This window comes from Geodermatophilus sp. DSM 45219, from assembly GCF_900104025.1.
Classification (GTDB): domain Bacteria; phylum Actinomycetota; class Actinomycetes; order Mycobacteriales; family Geodermatophilaceae; genus Geodermatophilus.
Genome location: NZ_FNIQ01000006.1, coordinates 274,600 through 289,361, shown reverse-complemented (window position 1 = coordinate 289,361; position 14,762 = coordinate 274,600). Strand labels below are relative to the sequence as shown.

General features: G+C 75.5%; 18 protein-coding genes. 3 read left to right on the top strand and 15 right to left on the bottom strand.

All coding sequences use genetic code 11. The features are described from left to right. Positions 1-53 precede the first annotated feature (53 nt). Positions 54-359: a hypothetical protein gene (locus tag BLR12_RS19705; RefSeq protein WP_091381715.1), complete on the top strand. Its 306-nt coding sequence runs from the start codon at positions 54-56 to the stop codon at positions 357-359. 155 nt (positions 360-514) lie between these two features. On the opposite strand, the gene BLR12_RS24715 is transcribed toward BLR12_RS19705, so the two are convergent. The 3 genes from BLR12_RS24715 to BLR12_RS19695 are packed head-to-tail and all read right to left on the bottom strand — an operon-like array spanning position 515 to position 1,663. Further along, a complete protein-coding gene (locus BLR12_RS24715) occupies positions 515-814 on the bottom strand; it encodes a hypothetical protein (protein ID WP_091381713.1) in 300 nt (99 codons plus the stop codon). After that, positions 811-933 carry a hypothetical protein gene (locus BLR12_RS25365; protein ID WP_255363646.1) on the bottom strand — a complete coding sequence of 41 codons (123 nt, stop codon included), beginning with the start codon at positions 931-933 and terminating at the stop codon, positions 811-813. Before BLR12_RS25365 ends, BLR12_RS24715 begins: the two co-directional genes overlap by 4 nt. 37 nt (positions 934-970) lie before the next feature. Then, positions 971-1,663 (bottom strand): maleylpyruvate isomerase family mycothiol-dependent enzyme, encoded by a 693-nt coding sequence (locus tag BLR12_RS19695; RefSeq protein ID WP_218120754.1) that lies wholly within the window; start codon positions 1,661-1,663, stop codon positions 971-973. Between the two features lie 81 nt (positions 1,664-1,744). Here BLR12_RS19695 and BLR12_RS19690 point away from each other — a divergent pair, with 81 nt between their 5' ends. Then, positions 1,745-2,128: a PaaI family thioesterase gene (locus BLR12_RS19690; protein ID WP_091381711.1), complete on the top strand. Its 384-nt coding sequence runs from the start codon at positions 1,745-1,747 to the stop codon at positions 2,126-2,128. A gap of 67 nt (positions 2,129-2,195) precedes the next feature. Here the strand turns inward: BLR12_RS19690 and BLR12_RS19685 are convergent, their stop codons facing one another. The 9 genes from BLR12_RS19685 to BLR12_RS19650 form a co-directional block, all read right to left on the bottom strand. Beyond that, a complete protein-coding gene (locus BLR12_RS19685; RefSeq protein ID WP_091381709.1) occupies positions 2,196-2,429 on the bottom strand; it encodes a hypothetical protein in 234 nt (77 codons plus the stop codon). Positions 2,430-2,626: 197 nt separating this feature from the next. After that, positions 2,627-3,049, bottom strand: a complete 423-nt coding sequence (locus tag BLR12_RS19680; RefSeq protein ID WP_091381707.1) for a hypothetical protein — start codon at positions 3,047-3,049, stop codon at positions 2,627-2,629. Positions 3,050-3,319: 270 nt separating this feature from the next. After that, positions 3,320-4,291, bottom strand: coding sequence for a hypothetical protein (locus tag BLR12_RS19675; protein WP_091381705.1), 972 nt, complete (start codon positions 4,289-4,291; stop codon positions 3,320-3,322). Between the two features lie 181 nt (positions 4,292-4,472). Further along, a complete protein-coding gene (locus tag BLR12_RS24710; RefSeq protein ID WP_176832605.1) occupies positions 4,473-4,649 on the bottom strand; it encodes a hypothetical protein in 177 nt (58 codons plus the stop codon). Positions 4,650-4,736: 87 nt separating this feature from the next. Then, a complete protein-coding gene (locus tag BLR12_RS19670; RefSeq protein ID WP_091381702.1) occupies positions 4,737-5,228 on the bottom strand; it encodes an NUDIX hydrolase in 492 nt (163 codons plus the stop codon). Between the two features lie 87 nt (positions 5,229-5,315). Beyond that, positions 5,316-5,921, bottom strand: a complete 606-nt coding sequence (locus tag BLR12_RS19665) for an isochorismatase family protein (protein ID WP_218120753.1) — start codon at positions 5,919-5,921, stop codon at positions 5,316-5,318. Between the two features lie 94 nt (positions 5,922-6,015). After that, positions 6,016-7,893, bottom strand: a complete 1,878-nt coding sequence (locus BLR12_RS19660) for a hydantoinase B/oxoprolinase family protein (protein ID WP_091381698.1) — start codon at positions 7,891-7,893, stop codon at positions 6,016-6,018. Positions 7,894-7,896: 3 nt separating this feature from the next. Continuing rightward, positions 7,897-9,954, bottom strand: coding sequence for a hydantoinase/oxoprolinase family protein (locus tag BLR12_RS19655; RefSeq protein WP_091381696.1), 2,058 nt, complete (start codon positions 9,952-9,954; stop codon positions 7,897-7,899). Continuing rightward, positions 9,951-10,598, bottom strand: coding sequence for a GntR family transcriptional regulator (locus BLR12_RS19650; RefSeq protein ID WP_255363664.1), 648 nt, complete (start codon positions 10,596-10,598; stop codon positions 9,951-9,953). Before BLR12_RS19650 ends, BLR12_RS19655 begins: the two co-directional genes overlap by 4 nt. 136 nt (positions 10,599-10,734) lie before the next feature. Between BLR12_RS19650 and BLR12_RS19645 the strand changes: the two genes are divergently transcribed. Next, on the top strand, positions 10,735-11,625 hold the full coding sequence (locus tag BLR12_RS19645; RefSeq protein WP_176832604.1) for an isocitrate lyase/PEP mutase family protein: 891 nt from the start codon (positions 10,735-10,737) through the stop codon (positions 11,623-11,625). A 79-nt stretch (positions 11,626-11,704) separates the two neighbouring features. On the opposite strand, the gene BLR12_RS19640 is transcribed toward BLR12_RS19645, so the two are convergent. From BLR12_RS19640 to BLR12_RS19630, 3 genes are all read right to left on the bottom strand, one after another. Further along, the gene (locus BLR12_RS19640; RefSeq protein WP_091381691.1) at positions 11,705-12,778 is read right to left on the bottom strand and encodes a collagen-like domain-containing protein; all 1,074 of its coding nucleotides are present in this window, start codon (positions 12,776-12,778) and stop codon (positions 11,705-11,707) included. Positions 12,779-13,206: 428 nt separating this feature from the next. Next, the gene (locus BLR12_RS19635) at positions 13,207-13,890 is read right to left on the bottom strand and encodes a uracil-DNA glycosylase (RefSeq protein ID WP_176832603.1); all 684 of its coding nucleotides are present in this window, start codon (positions 13,888-13,890) and stop codon (positions 13,207-13,209) included. Continuing rightward, positions 13,887-14,681 (bottom strand): enoyl-CoA hydratase/isomerase family protein, encoded by a 795-nt coding sequence (locus tag BLR12_RS19630; protein ID WP_091381688.1) that lies wholly within the window; start codon positions 14,679-14,681, stop codon positions 13,887-13,889. The genes BLR12_RS19635 and BLR12_RS19630 overlap by 4 nt, the downstream gene beginning before the upstream one ends. Between the last annotated feature and the right edge of the window lie 81 nt (positions 14,682-14,762).

Sequence of the window (14,762 nt, the reverse complement as noted above, 5' to 3'; positions counted from 1 at the left end):
GGCCTACCCGGGGCGCCACCTCGGGCAACCGCCGGGTCCGGCACCATCCGGGCATGGACCCCGAGCAGGTGCTGCGGACGGCGGCCGACCGGCTGGCGGCGCTCGCCGCACGGACGACGGACGGCGACTGGCGGCTCGGCGGCCTGCTGGCCAGCCGGCCCGAGGTCGTCGCCCACACCCCCGGTGGCGGCACCGAGCACGTGGCCGAGGCGCGGGCGGGCACCGGCGCGTGGATCGCCGCGCTCTCCCCCGCCCTCGCCGCCCCGCTGGCCGGCTGGCTGCGGGCCGCGGCGGCGCGGGAGCCCGTGGAGCCGGCGGCCGAGGCGTTCGCCCGGGCGCTGCTGGCCCGGCTCTGCTGAGGGAGGACCCCGTCCGCCCGACCCCTCGCAAGCCCCGGGCCGTGCCCTGGACGGGGCGCGAGCCCGGCGCCCCCGTGACGCCGGGCTCCGTAGCACTGTACGAGACGATGACGTTCTGATACAGACGGTGACGAGATCGGCGCGCCGGGTTCCGGTCAGCGGCCGGCCAGCACCCGCTCGACGGCGTCCGCCGCGCTCGCCGCGCCCCCGGCCGCGACCATCCGTTCCCCCAGCCGCCCGGCGGCGGCCCCGCATGCCGGGCGTGGCGAGGACCCGCCGCACCGCGGCCCGGACGGCGGCCGGCCGTGGGCGGCGGGTGCGCAGGTCGATCCCCACGCCGCTCCAGGCGACCCGGCGGGCGACCTCGGGTCCAGGTCCGCGCCGGCGACCACCAGCGGCACCCCCGCCTCGACGGCGGAGAGGACGCCGCCCCAGCCGCCGTTGGTCACCATCACGTCGACCAGCGGGAGCAGCTCGTCGTGGGGCGCCAGAGGGTGTGGAAGATGTCGCGCAGGGCCAGGGCGACGAGGACGGCCCCGGCCGCCGTGACCAGCCAGCCCACCAGCGGTTGCATCCCCGCAGCCTGCCGACGCCGCCGGGGTGCCGCAGGGTCAGATCCAGCGGGGCAGCTCCGGCAGGTCGCCGTCCGCCGTCAGGTCCTCGCCCCGGCTGCGGCCGGTGAGCCAGCCGGTCACGGCCGGCAGCGGGCCGGAGACCGCGACCGCGCCGCTCCCCCACTCCCGGTCGCCGGCGAAGACGACGACGTCCGGGGTCTCGCCGCGCCGCTCCCAGGAGGCCAGCACCTCCTCGCAGATCGCCGACTGGACGTCCTCGGCCACGTCGGCGAAGCCCACGCCGGCGTCGAGGTCGACGGCGTGCGCGACCACCTCGATGCAGCGCATCCACGGGATCGTCGTGGCGGGCACCGCGCGGCCCTGCATGGTGCGCACCTGCGCCGACCAGGCCGGTGCGGGCAACCCGCGGACGGCGTCGGCGAACCGGGCGGTCGCGGCGATCACCTCGGTGCGCAGCGCCGGCGGGTCCAGCGCGGCGGCCGCGGCGATCCCGGCGTCGCGCGCCTCGCCCGAGGGGTACATCGGGGTCTCCTCACCGGTGCGCGCCCAGGTCAGCAGGTTGACCAGCGCGTCGGCGTTGCGGGCGACGTGGGCGACCACGTGCCGCCGATCCCAGCCGGGCAGCAGGGAGGGGTGGTCGAACTCCTCGTCGGTCAGCCGGCCGAGCGCGGTGGCGAACAGCCGCTCGCCGTCGGCCCAGCGGTCCAGGGTCTGCTGCGGGGCGCTCACGACGTCGACGCTAGGGCCCCGGGGCCCGCGGCACGAGCCGACCGGTGCGTCGGACGCCGTCGCCCCGGGTAGCGCGACGGCATGAGCGGACAGACGGGACCCGGCGGATTCGCGGAGCGGATCGGTGCGGCGGTCGAGGACACCGGGGACGGCAGCGCCCGGATCGCCTTCGAGGTGCGCGACGAGCACCTCAACCCGGCCGGCACGCTGCACGGCGGTGTGGTCGCCACGCTGGTGGACACCGCGATGGGCCAGGCGGTCCGCACCACGACCGGGGCGGGCGAGGTGCCGGCGACCAGCCAGCTCACCGTCACCTACCTGCGCCCCGGCAGGCCGGGCCGGCTGGTGGTCAGCGGCCGGCTCCGCACCCGCGGCGCGCACCTGACCGTCTGCGAGGCCGACGTCGAGCAGGACGGCGAGGCGCTCGCGCACGCGGTCGCCACGTTCGCGCTGCTGCAGCGCTGACCGCCGGACGGCCGGCTGGACGCGGAGGGGCGGACGCCGTCCGGCGTCCGCCCCTCCGCGCCGCTCGTCAGCCCCTCATCCGGGTGCCGAGCAGGGCCTTGCCCCGCTCGGCACCCTTGCGGCTGTCGCTCTGCGCCTTGCGGAACAGCTCGGCGAGCTCGCTGTCACCCTCCCGTTCGGCGTCCTGGATGTAGGTCTCCAGCCGCAGCGCGTTGCTCAGGCACTGCTCGGTGAACCAGATGAGGTTGTAGTCCTTGTCCTTGGTGCCGGTGACGTCGCCGGTCTCGGTGGGCGTGCTCATCGCGTGCCTCCTCGGCTGCTCGGACCCCCGTGCGTGCCGGCGCTCCCGGGGCGGCTGCCCGGGACGACGCCGGCCGGACCAGTCCAGCGGATCGGCCCCCGGAGCGGAACCGGGCCGTGCGCGCCGGGTGCCTGCGGGAACGGCTCTCCTCGGGCTCCGCTGCGAGCCTGCGGGTCGCGGGGCGGGAGGGTCCTCGGTCAGCGCGGGCGGGTGCCGGCGAGCTCGCGGGCGGCCGCGGCCTCGTCCGTGGCGAGCACACGCGAGCGCTCCTGGCGCTCGATGAGCTGGTGGTACCGGGCCCACGCCTCGGCGGCCGGCACGCCGAGCGCCTCGGCGACCTGCTCCCAGGAGGCCCCGCCGCGGAGCGCCGCGCGAAACCCGGTCAGCTGGCTGTCCCGGGCCTTGCGGGCGACGACCTCACCGAGCGCGAGCAGCTCCAGCGACTCGGGGACGTCGAGGGACGTCGCGGCGTCCTTGAAGGAGCTCCAGTCGTCGGTGTCGACGTCGGTGACGGTGTTCAGCGTGGTGGCCCCGGAGTCGCGCCGGCTGAGGAAGTCCAGTCGGGTGACGGCCGTCGACAGGGAGAACTCCTGCTCGAGGGCCTCGGGTGTGATGCTCATGGGGCATCCCATCCCCGGGGCGGTCGGCGGGTCAAACCCGGTGCGACGGAGATCTCCCGGCGCCCGCGAGCCCCGACCGACCGCGCCCGTCCGCGCACGTCAGCGGCCTGCCCCGGACAGCGCGAGGGCCCGCTCCCGGGGTGGGAGCGGGCCCTCGGTGGCCCCGTCCAGCGGCTCGCCACGAACCTGCGCGTGGTGAGGAGGACGGCGGCCTCCCTGCAGGGTCCCGCCGCGAGCCTGCGAGCGGTGGGGGGCAGGGAGGTCCTTCGATCAGCTGTCGACGCCCACGGCCTCCTTGGCCAGCGAGGCGACCTGGGTCTGCGCGGCGTTGACCACGCTGGTCCGGGCCTTGTGGGTCTCCTCGTAGCGGATGATCACCCGCACGTCGTGCGCGGTCCTGAGCTGCTTGACCGCCTTGACCGCGTCCTGGGTGGACAGCGAGTCGTAGCCCTTGATCGGCAGCTCGTCGGCGCTGACGTCGCCGAGCTCCTCGCGGGCGGCGCGGGCGGCGTCCGCGGCGTCCTTGTTGCCCTCGCGGCGGGCGATGCGCTCGGCCCGGCGCAGCGCGGCGCTGCGGCCGACGGTGAGGGTCTCGCGGACGGCGTCGGTGAAGGAGCTGGCCTTGTCGGCGGCCTCGTCCAGCTTCTCGCCGGCCTGCTCACGGCGCTGGTGCACCGTCTCGACGACCTCGTTGACCCGGTTGGCCCAGAAGCGGACCGGGGCGTTGGCCGCGCGGGCGGCGGTGCCGGCGACCCGCTGCAGGGCGGTCGCCTGCAGCGCGGCGGGGCCGCCCATGGCCTCCTCGGCGAGGACGACGGTCAGCCACTCGATGGTGGCCGCGTGCGCGGTCTGCAGCCGCTCGGCGAGCGCGCGGACCCGGGGCAGCTCGGCCTGCTCGGCGAGCACCTTGACGTAGGTCGCGCGGTCGTGCAGCTGGTGCTCGAGGGAGAGGTCCTGCAGCAGGGCCTCCTCGAGCGGCTCGGCCTGCTCGAAACCGGCCTTGAGGACGGCGGAGAGGCGGCCGACCACGGGGGTGATGACGTCGGGCACGCCACCGAGGGCGCGCAGCTGGTCGGTGATCGCCCGGGTCCGCTCGGCGGCGTGGTCGGCGTTCTGGGTCAGCTCGCGGCGGACGGCCTCGGTGCGGGCCTGGGACACGCGGGTGCGAGCGACCTGCTCCTCGGTCTGCGTCAGGAGGACGAGAGCGCGGAGCTGGTTGATGATCTTGGCGTTGTCGGTCATGACGGGGAGAGCTCCAGACATCGGGGTGACCTGACGTCTCCAGTCTTGCCCCGTGTCCGCCGTCTGCTAACTCCTGCAAGCGTATTGCTAGCTGTGAACCGCATCACGACACGTCGACGTGTCGACGTGCCACCCGGCCGGCGCGTCCCGGGCCGCGGTGCGCGACCCGGGACCGGGCCGCTCAGCGCGCCGGGACGGCGGGCCTGCCCGGCCGGTCCAGCCGCAGCACGGGCTGGGTCAGCTCGTCGGCCAGCGGTGACCGGGGGCGCGGCGACGGGGACGGCGGGACCGCCGCGCCGCACCCGATGCAGAACCGGCCCGACTGGCGGGACGCACCGCACTTCGCACACGACGCCATGGCTTCCTCCTCGGTCTCGGGAAGTCCGGCGACTCCACCCGCCGGGGACCCTGCCATCCCATGACGGCCCGGTGACCGGCGATGTGATCAGTGGGACGAGTCTTCGTCGGACCGTTGCGCATCGATCACGTCGAGCAACCGGTCGAGCAGCGGCACCTGGCCGACCACCAGCTTCGCCCGTGCCTCCTCGACGGTCAGCCAGGCGGCGCGGTCGATCTCGGGGAACTCCTGCACGCGGCCGGACCGCGGCGGCCACTCGAGGGAGAAGGTGTTGCTGACGGCGGCGGCCGCGTCGAGGTCGCCCTCGGCCGCCCAGGCGGTCAGCCGCTTGCCGCCGGACTGCCGCACCTCGCCCAGGGGGACCAGGTCGGCGACCGGCGCCGGGGACCCCAGCTCCTCGGCGAACTCGCGCAGCGCGACGTCCCGCGGTTCCTCGTCCGGGCCGTGCTCGCCCTTGGGGATCGACCACCCGCCGGCGTCCTTGCGCGCCCAGAACGGTCCGCCCATGTGCCCGACGAGCACCTCCACGCCCGCGGCCCGCCGCCGGTACAGCAGCAGCCCCGCACTGGTCTTCGGCACGGTCCTCGTCCTCGTCGTGGGAGCGGCGCCGCCCGGCGCAGGGGGTGGCAGCCGGGCGGCGCCGCGATCAGGGGTGCACCAGCGGGTTCACAGGTGCGCCAGCGCGTCGGGCAGGTCGACGACGTCGGCGTACTTGGCGTCGAGGTCGGCGAGGTTGCCGTCGTGCAGCGCCGGCGTCCGGTCGGCACAGGCCTGGCGCACCACCTGCGGGCGGAAGCCGGAGCCCAGCGCGTCCGTGGCGGTGGCCCGCACGCAGCCCGAGGTGGAGACGCCGGCGACGACCACCGTGTCCACCCCCGCGGCGTGCAGCGTGGAGGCCAGCGAGGTGCCGAAGAACGCCGAGGCGTACTGCTTGACCACCACCGGCTCGCCCGGGCCAGGCTCGAGGGTCAGCGCGCCCCAGTCGCCGGGGGCGTCCTCGACGAAGCAGGCCAGCGCCGGCACCTTGTGCACGAACAGCCCGCCGTCGGCCAGGCCCGCGGCGTAGCGGACCGCCGTCCACACGACCAGGTGCCCGCCGGCCCGCGCGGCCGCGACCAGGTCGGCGGTCGCCGCCACCGCCGGGCCGGGGTCGGGCAGGGCGAACGGCCCGCCCGGGTCGGTGTAGGCGCGGCACAGGTCGATGACCAGCAGCGCCGGGCGCCGGCCCCACCCGACCCGGCCGGAGAACGCCGACCCGTGCGGCCCGGTCACGGCGACTGCCCCTGTGGCCACGAGATCGGCGGTCTCGTGGTGATCGGCGCCGGATGGCGACGACATCGCCGATCTCGCCGGGGAGGGCGGGCGGTCACGTCGCCGCCCACACCGGGCGCCTCGGGGCGGGCAGCCCGGTCTCCTCCTCGCAGCGGGCCAGCAGCTCCTCCACCGGCGGCCCCATGTCGAACACCGGCAGCTCGGCCGGCCGGTCCGCGCGCATCTGGTCCCGGACGGTCTCGGTCGCCTCGGCGTCCACCTCGCCGTCCTCGGTCACGCAGACGCCGTACCGCTCGGCGCCCTGGACGGTGACCAGCCCGCGGCGCACCTCCCGCGCCACCAGCTCGGGGTCGCGCTCCAGCGGGTCGCCCCACCCGCCGCCGCCCCAGGTGACGAAGTGCAGGACGTCGCCCGGCGCCACCGCGACCCCGTGGCACTTGCTGGGCAGCACCTCGCGGGTGCCGTCGGCCCGGTCGATCCACTTGCGCCCGCGCGCGCCGGGGTGCCCGCCGTTCACGCCCCACGGGTAGGTGAGCCAGCGGTCGTCGTGGATCGCGATCTCGCCGGGCTCCTCGAAGACGTAGGCGACGTCGACGCCGTTGCCGCCGCGGTGCAGGCCGGGACCGCCGGTGTCCGGGACGGTCTCCCACCTCTCGATGCGCAGCGGGTAGTAGGACTCGAGGTACTCGCAGGGGATGTTGACGAAGCTCGGCCACAGCGAGTGCCCGTCGGGACCGTCGCCGAGCGGCCGGCCGGGGATGCCGCCGAAGCCGATCGAGTAGAGCTGGAACCACTCGCCCTTCCGCTCGCCGCCGGAGTAGTGGCCGGAGTACATGAAGTGCGGCGAGGAGGAGAAGCCGGCGGCGTTGAGCAGCGCCGGGTTGGTCTGCCCGAGCAGCCCGCCGAAGAGGTCGAACACCCGCCCGATGCCGTGGTTGCGCCCGTTCAGCGCGGCCGGGTGCTTCGGGCGCCAGTACGAGCCCTCCGGGATCGTGACGTCGATCAGCGGGTAGAAGCCGTCGTTCCAGAGGATCTGCGGGTCGGCCACGGTGATCATGTAGATCCCGAAGAACATCCGGGTCAGGTTCTCGTTGATGTAGTAGTTGATCGGCCCGGCCGCCTGCGGCGAGGAGCCGGTGAAGTCCAGGTGCACCTTCTCGCCGGTGCGGGTCAGCGAGAGCTTCAGCTCGTAGGGCCCGTTGCCGACGCCGTCGTCGCAGATGTAGTCGGTGAACGACAGCGTGCGGCCCTCCTCGAACACCGCCTGCAGCAGCACCTTCATCGCGTCGTGGTTGCGCTGCAGCAGCGCGTCGAGCGCCGACAGGTAGGTCGCCGTCCCGAACCGCTGGCACATCTCCACCACCCGCCGGGCGGCGGTCCGGCACGCGGCGACCAGGCCGTTGAGGTCCGCGCGGTTCCAGTCGGGCATGCGGACCTGGTTGAGGATGATCCGCAGCGCGTCGTCGTTCAGCTCGCCCTTGCGGTAGAGCTTGAACGGCGGGATGACCACCCCCTCCTCGTAGATGGTCCGCGCGTCGGTGGGCATGGACGACGGCGTCTTGCCGCCCACGTCGGACATGTGCCCGAACATCGACGCCCAGCCCACGACCCGGCCCTCGTGGAAGACCGGCAGCACCAGCAGCCAGTCGTTGGCGTGGCTGATCGCCGCCCCGCAGGCGTACGGGTCGCTGGTCAGCAGGACGTCGCCCTCCTCGACGGTGTCGTCGAAGCCCTCGAGGAAGTCGGGGACGGACAGGCCGAACTGGCCGACGACCATCTTCCCCTCGGGGTCGCCGATCAGCGGGAACTCGTCGTGCTGCTCGCGGATGCCCGGTGACAGCGCCGTCCGGAAGAGCACCTCGTCCATCTCGTAGCGGGCGTTGCGCAGCCCGTTCTCGATCAGGTCGAGGGTCACCGGGTCGACGTCCACCCGCGGAGGCGTGCCGGTCGCGGTCTCGATGATCCGGGCCATGGGTCATGCCTCCGGGGTGATCAGCAGCGAGCCCGACGCGTGCACGGTGGCCTGGTGGCCGGGCAGGACGAGGGTGGTGGAGTCCATCTCGGTGACGATCGCCGGCCCGCGGACGACGTCGCCGGCCCGCAGCCGCGCCCGGTCGTAGACCGCCGCGGTGGCGTGCCCGCCGTCGACGTACACCGGGTGCTCGTCGACCAGGGCGCCCCGCGGGTCGCCGTCCCCCGGTTCGAGGGAGACCGGGGCGACGTCGGGACGCGGGCCGGTGACCGTGGCGCGGGCGTTGACCAGCTCGTGGTCGACGTCGAGCAGGAAGGAGAACAGCCGGTCGTGCTCGGCGTCGAAGGCCTTCCCCAGCTCGGCCAGCGCGTCCCCACCGTCCAGCCACGACGGGTCCACGGTCACCGGGATCTCGAAGCCCTGGCCGTGGTAGCGGACGTCGACCTGGTAGCCGACCGTCTGGTCCGCGCGCGCCAGCCCCTGGGCCGCGAGCCGCTCGCCCGCCTCGCCGGCCAGCTCGCGCAGGACCTGCGCCAGCTCCGCACCGGTGAGCCGGCCGAACCGGCGCAGCACGGTGCGGGCGGACTCGTCGCGCCGGCTGGTGGTCGCGTCGCCGAGCGCGCACAGCAGCCCGGGCCCGGGCGGGACGATCACCGGCCACGCCCCGGTCAGCCGGCCCAGCGCGTTGGCGTGCAGCGGGCCGGCGCCGCCGAAGGCAACCAGGGCGAAGTCGCGCGGGTCGAAGCCCTGCTGCACCGAGACCAGCCGCAGGCCGCCGAGCATGTTCTCGTTGACGATGTCGACGATCCCGGCGGCCGCCGCCTCCGGTGAGTCCAGCCCCATGGCCTCGGCGACCTTGCCCACCGCGGCCCGGGACGCCTCGACGTCCAGGGTGATCTCCCCGCCGGCCAGCGAGGAGGGCAGGTAGCCCAGGACGACGTCGGCGTCGGTGACGGTGGGCTCCACCCCGCCCTTGCCGTAGGCGGCCGGGCCGGGGTCCGCGCCGGCCGACTGCGGGCCGACCCGCAGGGCCCGGGTCAGCTGGGGCACGTGGGCGATCGAGCCGCCGCCGGCGCCGACCGTGCGGACGTCGACGCTGGAGGCCCGCACCGACAGGTCGCCGACCTTGGTCTCGCGGCCGATCCGCGGGTCGAGGTCGCGGACCAGCGCGACGTCGGTCGAGGTGCCGCCCATGTCGAAGGTGATCAGGTCGCGGTGGCCGCACTGCTCGGCGACCCACACCGCGCCGGTGACCCCGCCGGCCGGGCCGGACAGCAGCATGGTCACCGGGGCGGCGACCGCGGCGTCGGCCGACTGCAGTCCGCCGTCGCTGCGCAGGATGGACAGCTCGCCGGTCACCCCGCCCTCGCCCAGCCCGGCGGAGAGGTGCCGCACGTACTTCTCGACCTGCGGCTGCACGTAGCCGTTGGCGACGGTGGTGAGCGTGCGCTCGTACTCACGCAGCTCGGGCAGCACGTCGGAGGACAGCGACACCGGGACGCCGGGCAGCACCTCGGCCGCGATCGCCGCGATCCGCTTCTCGTGGGCCGGGTCGGCGAAGGAGTTGATCAGGCTGACCGCCAGGGCCTGCACGCCCCGGCCGGCCAGCTTCCCCAGCTGCCGCCGGACGTCGTCCTCGTCGAGCGGGCGCACCACCGAGCCGTCGCTGGCGATCCGCTCGTCGACCTCGACGGTGTCCTCCAGGTCGGCCAGCGGCTCGGGTTTGGGCCAGATGATCCAGCCGGCCAGCCCGCCGGGGACGAAGCTCCGCGCGATCTGCAGCACCTGCCGGAAGCCCTTGGTGGTCACCAGGCCGACGGTGGCGCCCTTGCCCTCGAGGATCGCGTTGGTCGCCACGGTGGTGCCGTGCAGCACCTGGGCGACCTCGCTCATGCCGATGCCGGCGTCGGCGCAGACCTTCTCGATGCCGGTGAGCACGCCGACGGCCTGGTCGGCCGGGGTGGAGGCGGTCTTGGCCCGCCAGGTGGCGCCGCTGTCCTCGTCGACGAGCAGGACGTCGGTGAAGGTGCCCCCGACGTCGACTCCGAGCCGGTAGCTCATGCGGACTCCTCTTCCCGGGCTGTCTGCTGGCGGGCGGCCCGGACCATGACGGCGCGGGCGTTGGCGATGTGCGAGGTCATGACGGCGCCGGCCCACTCGGGGTCGCCGGCCCGGATGGCCGCCACGATCTCGACGTGGTGGGCCAGGCTGCGGCGCAGCGACGCCTCGTCGTAGGTGAGGAAGTTGCGGCGCACGATCGGCGGGTGGATCGCCGCGGCCAGCGCGGAGGCCAGCGTCGGGTGCGCGGCGAGGGCGACCAGCTTGTCGTGGAAGGCCCGGTTCAGCGGGACCAGCGCGTCGAGGTCCTGCCGCGGGCCGGGACAGCCGGCGTCGAGCATCCGCTGGGCGAGGTCGTCGAGCTCCGCGACGTCGGCGGGGCCGGCGTTCGGGACGGCGAAGGCGGTGAGCTTCGGCTCGAGGTTGGACCGCAGGTCGAAGACGCCTTCGAGCTCGGCGACGGTCCAGGTGGCCACGCGGGCGCCGCGGTTGGGGACGATCTCGACGAGCCCCTCGGCGGCCAGCCGGGAGAGCGCCTCGCGCACCGGCGTCCGGCTGACCCCGAGCCGCTCGGCCAGCTCGGCCTCGCCCAGGCGGGCACCGGGGGTCAGGTCGCCGCCCATGATCAGGCCGCGCAGGGTGGTCAGCGCCCGCTCAGCGGACGTCAGTGAGCGTGTCAGCCGTCACACCCCCTCGGAGATTGTGTGCAAACCTAGGGGCGAGAGCAGGTCACCGGCAATCCCGTCCGGCAAGATCTGTCGAACTGCATACAAGGAGGCCGTCGTGGGGGACATCCTGGGAAGCGACCGCGCACCGCGCGCCCGGCTGCGCGAGCTGCTCGCGGCCGGCCCCCCGCTGGTCGCGCCGGGGGCCTACGACGCGCTGTCGGCCCGGCTGGTGGAGCAGGCCGGCTTCGACGCCGTCTACATGACCGGCTTCGGGACGACGGCGTCGCTCATCGGCCGTCCCGACGTCGGGCTGCTCACCGGCGCGGAGATGGTGGACAACGCCCGGCGCATCGCCGCCGCCGTCGACGTGCCGGTCATCGCCGACGCCGACACCGGCTACGGCAACGCGCTGAACGTCGTCCGCACGGTGCAGCTCTACGAGCAGGCCGGGGTCGCCGGCATCCAGCTCGAGGACCAGGTGATGCCCAAGAAGTGCGGGCACATGAGCGGCAAGGCGCTGATCGGGTGCGACGAGATGGTCGGCAAGGTGCGGGCCGCCGTCGCCGCCCGCCGCGACCCGGACCTGGTGGTCATCGCGCGGACCGACGCGGTCGCGGTCAGTGGGGTGGACGACGCGCTGGACCGGGCCCGCGCCTACGCCGACGCCGGCGCGGACCTGCTGTTCGTGGAGGCGCCCACGTCGGAGGCCGACGTCGAGCGCGTGGCGGGGGAGCTCGCGGGCGTCGCGCCGCTGGTGTTCAACTGGGCCGAGGGCGGGCGCACTCCCCCGCTGTCCCTGGACCGGGTGGCCGAGCTGGGGTTCGCACTGGTCATCTACCCGATCGGCACGCTGCTGGCGGCGACGGCGGGGATGCGCTCGCTGCTGGCGACGCTGCGCCGCGACGGCGTCCCGTCACTCGCGGCCCTGCCGTCGTTCGAGGAGTTCACCGACCTCATCGGCCTGCCCGAGGTGCAGGACCTGGAGCAGCGCTTCACCGGCGCGTGAGAGCAGCAGCCCGCGACGCAGCGGAGGGCGCCTCGTACCGCCGCAGCGGTGCGAGGCGCCCTCCGGGCCTGCACTGCGGTCAGACGATGGAGCGCACGTTGGACCGGTCGGGCGCCGGCTCGCTGGTGGCCGCCGCGTCGGTGTCGACGACGGCGCGCAGGAACAACCCGCCCTGCAGCTTCACCAGTCGCGACGCCAGCGTGGCGAGGTAGCGGGCACCCACCCGCGGGTCGAGCACGGTGCGCGGTGAGACGTCCAGCGCGGCCTGCTTGACCTTGGCCGCGAGCTCGGCGGGGCTGGGCTGGTACAGCCACGCCGGACCGGACGCGCCCTGCGGCCCCTGCACCCCGGGCAGACCGACCGGACCAGCAGGGCCGGCCGGGCCCTGCACGCCCTGCGGTCCCTGCAGCCCGCGGACGCCGGACTCGCCCGACTCCCCGCGCTCGCCCTGCTCGCCCTGCAGCCCGCGCAGACCCTTCTCCCCGGCCTCGCCGGTCTCGCCGATCACCCCGCGCTGGCCCTGGGCACCGCGCAGGCCCTGCTCACCCTGCAGTCCCTGCTCACCGACCGGACCCTGCTCTCCGGCCGGCCCCCGCAGGCCCTGCTGGCCGGGCAGGCCCTGGGGGCCCTGCTCGCCGGGCAGCCCGGTGGAGCCGGGCAGTCCCCGCTCGCCCTGCGGACCGGTCTCGCCCTCGGCACCCTGGGCGCCGCGCGGTCCGGTCTCACCCTGGGGGCCGGTCTCGCCCCGGAGGCCGATCGGCCCCTGGAGGCCGCGCTCGCCGATCGGGCCCACGGAGCCCACCGGACCCTTGTCACCCTGCTCACCGCGGGGGCCCTCGTCGCCCTGCTCGCCCACCGGGCCGACCGGGCCCTTCAGCCCCGTGTCGCCCTGTTCGCCGGCCGGGCCGACCGGACCCTTGGCTCCCTTGTCGCCCTGCTCGCCCACGGGGCCGACCGGGCCCACCGGACCCGTGTCGCCCTGCTCACCCACCGGGCCGGCCGGACCCACCGGGCCCTTGGGGCCCTTGTCGCCCCGCTCGCCGGCCGGGCCGGGCCGACCGGTCGGGCCCTTGCGGCCCGGGTCGCCCTGCTCGACGGGGGCGTCGGCGGTCGGCGGGGTCTTGCTGCTCGTCGTGCTGTTGGACTCGGTCATCGAGGATGTGGCCTCTCGTCGTGGCGAGCGGTGTCAGTGGACACGCCGCCCGCAGTGGGGCCCTCTCCGGCCTCGGCTGACCGGGGGTGGTGCCGGGTCGGAGCCGGCACCGGACCTGCCGGGCGCGAAGGCCCGACAGCCCCACCGTGCCCGTCGCGGGTGACGGCCAGCGTCCCGTCGGCAGTGAGACCGCCCACAGCGTCACCCCCGTGGAGCGGCGGCAGCACCGAGGAGCGTGGAGTGTCCGGGAGCGGCCGCCCGCCCGGACCGACGCGCGACCGCCCGCTGACCAGCGACCATGGCGCGCGGTCGTCCCGGGACCACCGGGTGGACCACGGGAGCGGACACCGCCCGGCGCCGGCCGAGACCCCTCGGCCCGTCCGAGGACGCCTCCGGGGCCCCACGAGCGTGTCGTCACCGTCAGCGAGTCAGCGCACCTGCGCGGCCGCCTCCGCGAGGACGTCCCGCAGCACGTCCCCGTTGCGGCGGCCGGTCGCCGGGTCGGTCTGGTGGATGGCCTGCGGCGAGGGGTGCGGGGCGCGCAGGACCTCCCGGCTCCCGGGCCGCAGGCCGCTCGCGTCCCAGGCCTGCTGCGCGAGCCTGCCGAGCAGGACGACGACCCGGACGTCGGGCAGCAGGCCGAGCAGCGTGCCGAGGTGCGGGCGGGCCCGGCGCGCGGCCGCGGACAACCCCAGCCGCTCCCCCGCCGGGATCGCCGGGTCGGCCACCCACCACGGCACGACGTTCCAGTGCACCGTCGTCGCGTGCGGCAGCCCGACCTCGGTGGAGATGCGGTGGGTGTTGGCCGCGGTCATGTCGTTGTTGTGGCGGCTGATCAGCCGGGACCCGTGCGCGGCGACCTCCGAGGGGTCCTGCAGCAGCACGAGCACCCGGGCCGCCGCCCCACCGGACTCCGGGTCGAGGAACGGCACGCGCCGGCGCTCGGCGGCGGCGACGTCCCGGGCCCAGCGGTTCAGCTCGGCGACGTGCGGCTCGCCGAGCCGTGCGTGCCGCGCCGTCACCGACCCGGGGACGATCCGCTCGTCGAGCAGCGTGCCCTCCGCGTACGCCAGCCGGTTGCGCACGCCGCGGACGCGGGGCGGTGCGCTCACCGGCCGGTCCACCGCGGCGGGCGCTTCTCGCGCTGGGCCGCGATGCCCTCCACGCGGTCCTCGGACAGGTAGGGGTTCGGGCCGACGTCCAGCCGCAGCGCCTGCCACAGCGGCAGCTCCAGGCCCTTGACCGCGGTGGCCTTCATCCGGCGGACCGACACCGGGGCGTTGGCGGCGATGGCCTCGGCGAGCCGGAGTGCGGTGGGCAGCACGTCGTCCGCCGGCACGAGGCGGTTGACCAGGCCCCACCGCTCGGCGACCTCGCTGGTGACGTACTCCCCGGTGTAGAGCAGCTCCAGGGCGATGCCCATCGGGATGCGCTTGGGCAGGACGACGGAGCCGAAGTTGGCGCCCATGCCGATCTTCGCCTCGGGCAGCCCCATCCGGACGCCGGGCGCCACCACCCGCAGGTCGCAGGCCAGCGCCAGCTCGAATCCGCCGGCGACCGCGGCACCGGCGATCGCCGCGACGACCGGCACCGGCACCTCGGTGACCACCTCGAACAGCGCGCGGGTGGGCCGGTCCATGGGCGGGCGGAACCGCTCGCCGCGGCGATCCTGCTCGCGGATCTCGTCGAGGTCGAAGCCGGCACAGAAGGCCGGCCCGTTCGCGGCCAGGACGACCGCGCGCACGTCGCCGTCCTCCCCGGCGCGCAGCAGCTCCTCGACCAGGTCGGCCTGCAGCGCGGTCGAAAGCGCGTTGCGGCGCTCGGGCCGGTCCAGGGTGAGCACGCGGACGTGCCCGCGCTCCTCGACGACCAGTCCCGACTCCCTGCGCTGCGCATCAGCCATGCCAGCAACCTGCGGCACCCGCGCCCGCCGGGCAAGCGGGGAGCCGCCGCAGCGCTGCGCTGTGCGGATGGTGGCCGGACC